This window comes from Fodinicola feengrottensis (assembly GCF_039530045.1).
Lineage (GTDB): Bacteria > Actinomycetota > Actinomycetes > Mycobacteriales > HKI-0501 > Fodinicola > Fodinicola feengrottensis.
The window spans coordinates 84326-95785 of the sequence record NZ_BAAANY010000017.1 but is presented as its reverse complement, the minus strand read 5'-3'; the positions used below and the strand labels follow the sequence as shown (position 1 = coordinate 95785).

Genomic DNA, 11460 nt, shown 5'->3' with positions numbered 1-11460 from the left:
ACTACTGGAAGACGAGTCGACCTCCTTGAGTACGTCGAGGCAGTCGAGACTGGTTCTTCTGGCATTCTGTCGCACTGAGGCGGCACGATCAGCCGAGGGTCACCGTCCACATTCCTCGCCCGTGGGTGGCTGCCAGCACGGCGTTACCGCCAGGCTGGGTCCGTACGTTGGTCACGGCGACGTTGGGCAGCACGCCAAGCCGGGACCAGCGGGTGGGCGATCGTCGGTCGGCGGTGAACAGGCCGATGTCGGTGCCAAGGACAAGTTTCCCGCCGGCGATCGCGAGGCCGTCGCCGGGGGCGTCTGGCAGGTTTGCGGTGATGTTGCGCCAGGTCGAGCCGCCGTCGACGGATTCGAACAGGACACCGATGCCGCCGCCGGGGATCCATCGGCGGGAGTAGCCGTTGTAGACGGCGTAAACGTGGGCGGGGTTGGCGGGGTCGACGGTGAGGCCGGCGATGTAGCGGTTGGGAAGTACGGGTGAGCTGATCCGGTGCCAGCTGCCGCCGTAGTTGGTGTCGATTCCACTGGCGAACGACGGTGAGGGGTTGGCGCCGCTGTCGACCCATGCCGCGTACGTCACGACACCGCTGACGGCGACCGCGGTGCCGATGTTGTAGCCGCCGGCCGCGTCGGTGCCGAAACTGTGCACGGGGGTCCAGTCGCAGTTGGTCGCGCAGACTGTATTCCAGCCCTTGACCGTGTCCCAGACCTTGTTGCCCGCCGCCACCCAGTGATTGGCGTTGTGGATATCGGCTTGGAACGGCGCGATGAACCGGGCGGATGGGTCGCATGCGGTCGCATCTGTGTAGTAGCCGCATTCGGGGCTGATGGTGGTGAACGTGTGGCCGCCGTCGCTGGTGCGGTACATCGCCAGGTTGGTGTACTCGCCGACTGCCTGCTGACCGTTGGCGGGATTCACCAGGACCATCCCACCGTCCCCGCCCGCAGGCTCGATGTTCTTGGCGTTACCGGGGAAAAGGGCCGAGGTGCCGTTGTCCTGCAGGCCGCCCCAGTACGCCGTCCCGTGGCCGGATCGCCCGGCGGCGGCGTCGTAGTATTGCAGCGTCCGTACGGTGTCGTTCAGATCCACCCAGCTGCCGTATCCGGTCACCGACATCGGGCGCCGATAGGTGCCGCCGTCGTTGCCGATCACCACCTGCCGGTCGGCGGTCAGCGCCAGCGCGTGCTGGTCGGGGTGGGTGGCCGGCGGGCACGCTGCGGTGCCGCAGGTCAGGCCGTAGTTCCAGTATTGGCTGGCGGTCTGGAATGTGCTGCCGCCGTCGTTGGTCTGGAAGACCTCCTCCAGGCTGACGTAGGCGTGCATCGGGTTTTTGGGGTCCACCGCGAGAACCTGGTTGTACCAGGACTGAATCCCGACGTGGTAGCCCGCCAGGTTCTGCAGTGCGGAGCCGGACGCCCCGAGTGAGTCCGAGTCGGCGATCCGGGTGTACGGACCCGCCGGATTTCCTGACGCGGAAGCGAAAACGCCTTGCAGGTTGGTGTCGTCGTTAGCCAGGAGCTTCTTTGGGGACTGGACGATCGCGTAAAGCCGCGACCCGTCCGCCGCGTACGCCAAGGTCGTACGACCGATGTCGGTGGCGTCAATGTCCCCGGCTGGGGTGACGCGCTGGAAGGACCCCGGTCCGCCGCCGGTGGTGGACAGGTAGAACCCGTTGTACGCGGTGCCGTTGCGCCACCCCAGCACGGCCAGTACGGACTGGCCGCCGGTTCCCGGCCGGATGGCCACGTCGGAAATGAACGAGGTGTCGTACGGGGAACCCGTCGGGTTCGGATCCGGCTTGAGCACTAGCGTCCAGCCACCGTTGCTGGTGTGGAGCGAATGCCGGTACAAGCCCTGATTGGTGGCCGCGTACACCTGCCCCTGACCATCGGCGACGAGCCGGAACGTCTGGTGATCCAGCAACTCGTCGCCGCCGACGCGGGTGAAACTGCGGCCTCCGTTGGTTGAGCGGTACACACCCGTTCCGAGGTACGAGTCGCTGCTGGTGTTCGACTCGCCGGTTCCCACCCAGAGCGAATGATCCGGGCCGACCAGCAGCGCGCCGATCGACAGTGTGTTCTGGCCGTCCCAGATGGAATGCCAGGTCTGGCCGCGGTCGGTCGACTTCCACACGCCACCGTCAGCTGCGCCCTGGTAGTAGGTGTTCCCATCGACCGCAAGAGCTGTCGTACGTCCAGCGACCGTACGAAAACCCGCGCCGTCGTTGGACCAGGTGGGATCGGTGTATCCGGCCGGCTCAGCATCCAGCGGCTGCCCGGTGACCTCGCTCGCACGGCCACGTGCCAGCGGAAGTGCCGCCGCCTGACCGCGCGCGGCGACCAGCGCAGCTGCCGACACCGAGTCACCCGGAGCGCTGCGCTGACCGGCGTACTGCTCCGCCTGATCGGCAACCTCCAGAGCGTCGCCCTCGCCCTCACCGCGCTCCAGCGGTCTCAGCCCCGACGACCGAGCGTGCTGCTGCACCTGGATTTTCGCCACCCCACGCAACGGATCCGGGTGGGGAGGCGCCGCCGAGGCAGGTGTGGTGAGCGCCACGGTGGTCACCGCCACCACTGCCAGGGCCACTGCCGGGCGAGTGAAGATCGACTTGTTGGATAACGCGAACAACATCGCCGCACCGATCCCTTCGCACCGCACCTCGGCGCAGCCGAATGCTGGCACAGCACCGCACAGCCGTCCACGGTTTGCCAATAAAAAAAACGGGAAAGGTCCGTCGCAATCGAACAAACAGCCAAATCGATCACAAAACGCCTTATGGCGAGGTTAAATCCTTGCATTGCTAACGAACCGGTGACGACGATCGCGGTGACGCCCGCGCGCTGACGCCGATCACGTTGCGGCCGGTACGCGCCGGCCCCTGATCATCGCGACAGCGGCGGGCACACTGCCGATCACCACCAACCCCAAGGCGACGGCACCAACGACCAGCCGGTAAGGGAAAACGAACGCGGTCAGGGTCAACGGGCTGCTCGCAGCCAGCATCCAGGTGGCCCACCACGAGATGATCCGACCGCGGCCCAAAGCGATGCCGAACAGGACGTACGACGTCAAGTGACCGACGACGTAAACAACAAGATACGAAAGCATCACCGGATCATTGGTGAAATGATCCCAAAAACCTCCGTACGAGGCGCTGTCCGGAAGCTGCGCCAGGGCATTGGTGACATCGTCCTGCGCTGTCAGTGCGGAGAACGGGAGCCAGCCGATCACCGCCAGCAGGCCTGCGATGGAGGCCAGCCACGGCGTCCGCGGATAGGCCAGCCACGCCAACCCGATCGCGCCGAATGGCAGGAGGTAGGAAGCCACCACAAACGCGACCAGATGAATCGCATTGGTGACCGGGCTCGCGTGAGCATTATGTGTGAGGCTCAGGACACCAGACTCATGAATGGAAGGGTTGAAAACTCCGCCGATCAGAAATGCCAGCGGTCCGCCAACGATCCCCACCGCCAACACCCACCGCAGGAGTCGTTCGGACGGCGCAGCCGCGGCGGACGAGGTATCCGACTCGGACATGGGACTCGCCTCCTTGGATTTTCTTCTCAGGTGCAGCATTCCAGCCAGACTCCGGCCCGTCGCCCGCGGCCAGGAGATACCGTAGAGATGCCCATGAAAAGAGAAACGTTGCCGGCGAACCACGGACCTTCGGTGACGCCGTACGGCCGCACCACGGTCGACACACAGGCGCTGTTTTTCGTCTCGTACGACGGCCTGGTCAACAACAACTCGTTCCAGAAGAACGGGCTGCTGACCTACCGGAGCTACCAGTACGCGGTCTGGTACGCCGCTGACCGCAACGCCGTGGTTGGCCGTCGGGCGCTCGGCGAGAGCAGTTGGGCGACCGTCAAGGTTGGCCACACACTCAAAAGCGACGACTCCCACAACGTGATGTCCATGGGCGTCTCCACAATCGACGGCCGGTTGCACCTCAACATGGACTCGCACAGCGACAGTTTCACGTACGTCAGGTCGGTGTCGGGCCTGCTCGACAACCCCAGCGGCCTGAGTTGGACCGCAAACCGCTTCGGCGCCGCGCAGCCGACCCTTGACGGACTCGCGTTGACCACGCTGTTCACGTATCCCCAGTTCATCTCGACGCCTGAGGGCAACCTTCAGCTCAGCTACCGGGCAGGGATCTCCGGTAACGGGCGAAACGCTCTCGCCGAATACGACGGCACCTCATGGACCAACCTGGGTGAGTGGACCAGCTCAACCGGCGTATACCGCAGCGAGCACGGCTCGAGCGCGGCGCGCAACATGTACCTGCACGGCATCGACTACGACCTCGACGGCCGAGTGCACTCCTTTTTCACCTGGCGCGAGCAAAACGGCGCCGTGATGGGCGCCAGCGGCGGCATCGCCAATCACGACACCGGCTACGTCTACTCGACCGACCGCGGCCGCACCTGGCGCAACGACGCGGGAATCGTCGTCGGCGCCACTGGCAGCACCTCCGGCTGCCCGGGCCCGATCGCCGTCACCGACAGCGGGCTCGTCATCGATTCGCTCGACGCCGACCACTCGCTCATGAACCAGGAGAGCCAGGCAGTGGACTCCACTGGCCTGCCGCATGCGATCGTCAGCTACGTACCCGGTCGCTTCGGCCAATGCACCACGAACTATGTCGCGGACCGCACCAACCACGGCCGTGCCTTCCACCTCCGCAAGAACTCGTCGGGCACTTGGACCAAGACCGAGATACCGATCGCGCTCCGTTCCAGCCAACGCACCAGGCTGGTCCTGGACAAGTACGACAATGCGTACGCGGTGCTGCCGAGAGGGCGGATCGCCGGCGCCTCGAAATCCTCCGGATACCGGGACTGGACGCTACTGTATTCCGGGAGCGGTCTGAACGCCTTCGGCGAGGTCGTGATCGACGAGACGCGGATCAGGCAGGACAACGTCCTGTCCGTGCTGTACCAGGAGAAATCAACCGGCACCACGACCCCATCGGCACTGCACGTCATGGACTTCGCACTGCCATCGTGACCGGATCCGCTTGCTTCGGTGCTTTCTTATGGTGGATCTACTTGTACGCGACGGCGACGATGTTGGCCTGCACCGAGTTTTCGGTGGTGGTCGACGGATAGCCGGAAGTCATCACGCCTTCGTAGAAGGTGCCCGCGGAACTCTTGCCGTTGCCGGTGTCGTTGTTGCTCGTTTCGGCGTTTCCGTAGTCGAAGCAGCAGCCGCCGTTGTCATGCGTACCGTCCAGAATCGCGTACATCCCCTCTGGTTGGTCACCGGTCGCGATGCCAGCGGTGTTGTCGTTGCGATAGCCGGTGCCGGGTGCCACGTAGACGCCGTACACCTTGTGGCCGTTGACTGTGGTCGGTGCCGCGGTCGCGTTCGCGAGGTTGTCAGGGCCGCCGGCCGCGCCGCCACCCGGGGCTTGGGTGAGATCGTTGTGGCGGCTGGTCTGGTCGTAGATCCTGGTGATCACGCAGCTGGTGCGCGCGCAGAACGAATCCTGGGTGGCCGCGTTGGCGTAGCCGCCTGCGGCAAGCGGGGCGATGCTCTTGTACGTGTTGTCCGATGAGCGTCGCACCTGATACAGCGGCCCGTTGTACGACGCCCACACCGTCGGGTCACTTGCCACCGAACCGAACAACGCAGGCTGGGCCCGCACCACCGCCAGATCAGCCACACAGTCACCACCCAACGCGACCGCGGTCGCGATATCACCCACGATCTTCCCCGGATCATGACTGGCCCGACGCCACCGACACGCCCGCCTGACCCCGCACAACCCGATCGTCTGGCCCAACAACAACCCACCAGCCCAGGAGACCAACGACTCGCGACCAGGATCCAAAACCAACCCGCCAACCCTGTTACCCTTCACCTCCGGAGTGCCTTCCTGACGCAGTGACTTGAGACATCGCAATCCCAAGTTTCCCGCACCGGATAGGCACTTCCGTGCATTTGACCGTGTCACTCGCCAACAGATGAAATCCCGAGGCTAGGCGAATGATTCCTGTCCTATCGTGTTCAGGAGACGAAATATACGACCGCGAGTACGATCCCGATGACGACGGAGGCGGCGAGCACCACCAGTGAGAGCACCCAGGCGGCGCGCATCAGGAGACCAGGTTTATTCGTTCTGTTGTTCATAACGCCCACCACGAGCAGGGCCGTACACACGATGCCGAGGACGATCCAGGGAGTCCAGGACATTGCTATTCCTCCGAGCGGCATTAGCGTTGATCGCTGATTCAGCTCAGTGACAGATTACTTCGCCAGTTTGCTGGATCATTATCCCGTGTAGGTGTCGCCACAGAATCGGTCGCCAGTGACCAGGCATACCTGCGTACGCCAGCCGGGGCCGTTCCAGTAGAAGCCAGTTTGATATCGGTCGGTCGCTTCCATCGTCCTGGAGATGTCAAAGCTCTTTCGCCACTTTCCCTGCAGGTAGTGCCACCGTAGGTAGTGCACGGTACATAGTGCATGGCCCCAGGTTTCGAATTCGGCTTGCGTGTATTGGTAGTGTCCGCCGGACGCGTTGGTCCAGTCAGTGCCATTCATCCACACCTTGCATTCGCCCGCCGACGCGCTGTAGGCGTTGCCCAGATAATTACCGACGGCGCCGGCCGGTTGGCCGGGATCAGTGCTCGAGGCCACGGCCGGACTCGCCGGGCCGACCGTCGCTGTGAGTACGGCTGCCACGCCAACGACAGTGACCACCGCCGTGTTCAGTCGTGCTTTCATCATGGGCTATCTCTTTCTTTGAGTTCACATTTCGGCGATTTCCACCCATCCGACGTGCCAGGACCACCTTGATTGAGGGGTCTTAACGAAATCTTGTCGCCCCCGGCTGGATCAATGAAGATGGCGGTGAGTCACGAGTCAGCGCATCGTGACGATGCCGCAACGGGACAACGGCCTGGCGAGATACTGCTGCGCTTGGGCGGTGCCGGCACTGTCGCCGGCCTCGTCGAAGATGTCCACCGCTTCCTTCCAACAGGTCCGGGCGGCGGTGAGTTGTCCTTTGTGTTGTAGGGCATTTCCGAGTTCGGTGAGAGTTGTCGCGGTGCCCCAACGGTCGCCGAGTGAGCGCCGGATGGTGAGAGAGCTGCGATGGAGGTCGATGGCTCGGTCGTACTGACGCAGGCCTTGGTAGACCCGGCCGAGGCTGTCCAGAGTGAGTCGTTGGCTGTGGTGGTCGTCGGTACGTTGCTGGATGTCCAGCGCTCGCCGCAAATGCTGGTCGGCTGGGCCGAAAATGCCTTGCCTGCGGCAGGCATCGCCAAGGCTGTTGAGCACCAGGCCTTCACCTCGCAGGTTGCCAAGGCCGCGGTAGGTCTTCAGTGCCTTCCGGTAGCAGTCGGTGGCTTCGGCATACTGCCGCCGGTCGGCGTACGCAGCGCCGAGTACGTTGAGGGTGACCGCCTGCCCTCGTCGATCGCCAGTTCGTCGGCGGATCGCCAACGACTGTCGGCAACAGTCGATTGCCTGCCGGAACCTGCGCTGGTCCGTGTAGGCGATGCCCAGGACATTGAGGGTCAGCGCCTCGCCGGCCTGGTCACCGTCCAGGCGAGCGGCCTCGAGAGCGATTTGATGCGTGCTGATCCAGTCGTCCCAGTGCTTGCGCAGGTGGAAGAATCCCCACATCGTCGCGGGCAACTGCCATGCCACGGTGTGCAGGCCGTGGTCGGCGGCCACACCGGTGGCGGCCACCAGGTTCGCGTGTTCGCGATCGAACCAGTCCAGGGCCGCTTGGTGGGTGCGGAACTCCGTTTCTCGCGCTGCCGCTGGCCGGTTGAGCGAAAGGTGTTCACCGAGCGGGAAGACCGCGCGGTTCGCGGCCTGTGCACTGTGCAAATACCAGGTCATCAGACGTTCGACAGCGGCGGTTCGCTGCTGCGCCGGGTGGCTGGTGTCTGTGCACTCGGCGGCGTAGACCCGCAACAGGTCGTGCAGCTGGTAACGGCCCGGGCTGGGCGACCGCAGCAGGTCCGTGTCGACGAGCGTCTCCAGCCCTCGTTCGGTGCGGTCCGTCGGTTTGTCGAGCAGCGCTGCCAGCGCCGGCAAGCTCGCATCCCGGCCGCCGTGCAGGCTGAGCAGGGGGAAGAACCGAGCCGGATCCCCGGTCGGCGGCAGGCCTGTGTATGTCACCTGGAACCTGGCCCGGACCGCCAGATCACCGCTGACCAGCTCGTCCAGGCGGTGGTGCTCGTCAGTCAGCCGGTCGGCGAGCGTCCGCATACTCCACGCCGGCCGTCCAGCCAGTCGCGAGCCGGCGATCCTGACCGCGAGCGGCAGACCACCGCAGGCGGCAATCACCTCAGCGCTCGCGGCCGGCTCGGCCCGTACTCGCTCGGTGCCAGCGAGCCGGCCGAGCAGGGTGAGCGCGTCGGCTTCACCGAACAAGCCCAGGTGCACCGGACTCGCGCCTTCCAATCCGACCAGCCGAGCGCGGTTGGTGACCAGCACTCGGCAGCCTCCGCTGCCCGGCAACAGCGGCCGTACCTGTGCCGCGTCGCGGGCGTTGTCCAGCAGGATCAGCATTCGGCGACCAGCCAGCAGGCTGCGATAACGGCAGCCGAGTTCCGGGGCGGCGGCCGGGACGTACGCATCCTCGCCTGCGCACGCTCGAAGAAAGCCAGCGAGGATGTCGTACGCGCAAGCCGGCGTCGGGTCGGTGCCTCGCAGGTCCGCATAGAGCTGCCCGTCCGGAAACTCGTCCTTGAGCTGGTGCGACAGCCGTGCCGCCAGCGCGGTCTTACCGAGGCCACCCATGCCGCTGACGGTGACGATTCGTACGCCGTCGCTGTCCGCACCATCGATGAGCAACCTGGTGAGCAGGGCGAGTTCGGTCGTACGCCCAGTGAAGTCGGACAGGCTGGCAGGCAACTGCGCGGGTGGGCGGCTCACGGTCGGCTGCCTAGGTGTGGTCGCCGACGGCACGCCACGCAGCGTCGCCTGATAGAGCTCCTGCAGTGCGGGGGATGGGTCGACGCCCAGCTCGTCGGCCAGGCGGTGCCGGGTCACCGCATAACACTGGATCGCCTCGGACCCACGACCAGCCGCGAGCAACGCCCGGAACAGCGTGAGCGCGATCTTCTCATCAAGCGGGTGTTCGTCGGCCAACGGCCGAACGCGGCGCAGTGCCGCAGCGGCGTCGCCCAGCGCCAACTGCGCGTTCACCCAGTCCAGCACCGCCTCGACGTGCTGCTCGCGGCAGTGTTGTCGAACCGTACCGACCCAGTCGCCGGTGAGGCTGGCCAGCGGCTCGCCCTGCCAGAGTTCGAGTGCTTCGGTGAGCAGCGTCGCGCGTTGTTCGTCGCCGCATTCCGGTCGCCTCGACCGCTCGGCGAGCCGCTGGAAGCGGTGGAAATCGACATCGTCCGGGTCCACGGTGAGTTGATACCCGCCACCGGTCCGTTCCAGCCGCGCGACCGGGCCGTCGCATGCCGCGGCTTCGGCCAGCACCCGCCGGATCCGCGTGATGTGGACGTACAAAGCGTTCCGTGGTTGTCCCGGCGGCCGCTGATCCCAGACCCGGTCCACCAATGTGTCGATCGTGACCGTACGCCCGGCGTCGACCAGCAGGGCCACCAACACAGCCCGTTGCTTGGGTGGCCCGAGGTCCAGCACCCGCCCGCCGGTCGATAACCGCACAGGGCCGAGCATCCGGATGTAGGCCATTTTCTCCCCAAGCTACCGAATAACCGGCAGGACACATACACCAAACCACACCCACACAAGGCAGACGTGCGATCGGCCGTATCGGTCGGCAAGACATCGGCAAGGTTTTCCACCAAACCGCGGTGCCAGTGTGCTGTCCAAGCGAAGGCCGGAGCGGACATCCAAGCACCAGCACCGGAAAACAGTGAAAAACGCCCTCGGCGGGCTTCGTCTTCCCATCGCCCGGACACAGGAGATGCCATTGTTCGGCAACGAATTCCTCAAGATTCACCCACGACGATCAAGGGAGCCGTGACCGTAGCGCGTTACCCCTAACTACCGCACGGGGTTGCATAGCCGAGCGGCAGCGAGGCGTTGTGGCCGTACCAGAGCCGGACCTCGCCCGCCCAGCGATCTGGTGATTACGCCGTCAACATGGGCGAAGCGCCATCCCCTTGAAAGCTATACAGGTTAACAAAAGGAGACTGTGATGCACCAGCTCAATCGAACGACGACCAAAATCGGACTTGCCGTAGCGGTCACACTCGCACTCCTCGCCGTTGCCGCGCCTTCCTCGGCTGCTCCCGCGGCCCGGACCGAAAAGGTGTCGAATCCACCACTCTCGATCAGCCCGCAATCAGCCTCCGGCTGCCACGACGGCAACGTCACGCAGACCTGTATCGACATCGAGGGCAAAGGGCTCTACACGAGGTCAATCGAGGGATATGTAGCCTCGCTAAACGGAAGCAAATACGACTTCTACCTGAGCGTATACGGACCGTGGGGGCACTGGTTCAACTCGGCCGCCGCACGTGGCACGTACCTCGATCACCATTGGACGATTGACAAGAACTTGCCGGCAGGAAATTACTGCGTGTTCGGCTACGTATACTACGGCGACGCTTGGCACCACGACGCCACCGCATGCAAAAACGTTCACAAATAGCTCACGCCAAACGACCCCGCGCTGGGCTTGGAGCTGCTGCCCATTCTGGATCTGTGAGATCTCATCCCATGCAAACGGGACCCTCTACGGCGACTGGGTACTTCGGCTGTGGGCAAGCAATTTCGGTTCAGGCCGAAAACTCTTGACCGATGCGTTCAGTGCCGCAAGCATCCTCATGAGAGCACGGTCTGGGGCAAGGACGGCTTGTGACCTTGTTCTAGCCATGTAGGGCAGGCTCCCTTCCTACTTGGCGTCTCACGCTATTCTTCTATCGCGGAAGGGCTCATCATGTCTCGTTGTCGCGGGGTCAGTCGGCTGCTTGCCGTTATTGGAGCGGCTGTGATGGCACTTGGAACAGGTGTTGTCTTGCCGCAATCGGCAAGTGCGACCACAATCGGCTATTCCTGTCTGAAATACCAGGGCGAGGCGCATAACTACTGCGGCGGTTATTACAAATTGCTGCCGACGCAAAGCCTCGATGCGGGCGGCGGATACAGCCTCCGCATGGACCCCCACGGGTATTTACTGCTGCTCCACAACGGGTCGGCGCACTGCTGGCAGTCGGGGGGCAACGTTGCAGGTTCGTACGCCGTCTATCAGGGCGACTTCAACTTTGTGATATACCCGGACGGCAGCAATCATGCAACTTGGGCCTCGGGTAAACATTCGGGCCAGACCGTAAATATCAACAGCAGCGGCCAGCTCTATGTTGGAACGTACGAATATTTTTCAAATCCGCACAACTGTTAACTCGTCTCTGAGAGGAGGTGTTGCCAGACCTCTCCTCTCCTCACATCAGGTGATCTGCTGTCATGGGTCGGATGCTTTTGCTAACTCTGGTGAACGACGACGCAAGACTATG

The 11460-nt window shown here is 64.0% G+C and carries 9 protein-coding genes and 1 pseudogene; 3 read left to right on the top strand and 7 right to left on the bottom strand.

Going from position 1 to position 11460, the window contains the following annotated elements:
- Window positions 1-88: 88 nt before the first annotated feature.
- Both ABD301_RS22040 and ABD301_RS22035 read right to left on the bottom strand, forming a co-directional pair.
- Window positions 89-2635 carry a WD40/YVTN/BNR-like repeat-containing protein gene (locus ABD301_RS22040; protein WP_344312242.1) on the bottom strand — a complete coding sequence of 849 codons (2547 nt, stop codon included), beginning with the start codon at window positions 2633-2635 and terminating at the stop codon, window positions 89-91.
- A gap of 219 nt (window positions 2636-2854) precedes the next feature.
- Window positions 2855-3541 carry a hypothetical protein gene (locus ABD301_RS22035; protein ID WP_344312241.1) on the bottom strand — a complete coding sequence of 229 codons (687 nt, stop codon included), beginning with the start codon at window positions 3539-3541 and terminating at the stop codon, window positions 2855-2857.
- 93 nt (window positions 3542-3634) lie between these two features.
- On the opposite strand from ABD301_RS22035, the gene ABD301_RS22030 reads away from it, so the two are divergent.
- The gene (locus tag ABD301_RS22030) at window positions 3635-5014 is read left to right on the top strand and encodes a BNR repeat-containing protein (RefSeq protein ID WP_344312240.1); all 1380 of its coding nucleotides are present in this window, start codon (window positions 3635-3637) and stop codon (window positions 5012-5014) included.
- Window positions 5015-5051: 37 nt separating this feature from the next.
- Here ABD301_RS22030 and ABD301_RS22025 read toward each other — a convergent pair whose 3' ends face one another.
- From ABD301_RS22025 to ABD301_RS22005, 5 genes and pseudogenes are all read right to left on the bottom strand, one after another.
- Entirely contained in the window at window positions 5052-5606 is a 555-nt protein-coding gene (locus ABD301_RS22025) for an arabinofuranosidase catalytic domain-containing protein (RefSeq protein ID WP_344312339.1), read from the bottom strand.
- Window positions 5604-5870 (bottom strand): annotated as a pseudogene (locus ABD301_RS22020) (IS1380 family transposase); the annotation flags it as partial. The gene ABD301_RS22025 and the pseudogene ABD301_RS22020, both read right to left, overlap by 3 nt.
- Window positions 5871-6016: 146 nt before the next feature.
- A complete protein-coding gene (locus tag ABD301_RS22015; RefSeq protein WP_163569973.1) occupies window positions 6017-6202 on the bottom strand; it encodes a hypothetical protein in 186 nt (61 codons plus the stop codon).
- 78 nt (window positions 6203-6280) lie between these two features.
- On the bottom strand, window positions 6281-6736 hold the full coding sequence (locus tag ABD301_RS22010) for a hypothetical protein (RefSeq protein ID WP_163569974.1): 456 nt from the start codon (window positions 6734-6736) through the stop codon (window positions 6281-6283).
- Window positions 6737-6871: 135 nt separating this feature from the next.
- On the bottom strand, window positions 6872-9673 hold the full coding sequence (locus tag ABD301_RS22005; RefSeq protein WP_344312239.1) for an AfsR/SARP family transcriptional regulator: 2802 nt from the start codon (window positions 9671-9673) through the stop codon (window positions 6872-6874).
- A gap of 469 nt (window positions 9674-10142) precedes the next feature.
- Between ABD301_RS22005 and ABD301_RS22000 the strand changes: the two genes are divergently transcribed.
- Window positions 10143-10598: a hypothetical protein gene (locus ABD301_RS22000; protein ID WP_344312237.1), complete on the top strand. Its 456-nt coding sequence runs from the start codon at window positions 10143-10145 to the stop codon at window positions 10596-10598.
- A gap of 342 nt (window positions 10599-10940) precedes the next feature.
- Window positions 10941-11348: a hypothetical protein gene (locus tag ABD301_RS21995; RefSeq protein WP_279581430.1), complete on the top strand. Its 408-nt coding sequence runs from the start codon at window positions 10941-10943 to the stop codon at window positions 11346-11348.
- Window positions 11349-11460 lie beyond the last annotated feature (112 nt).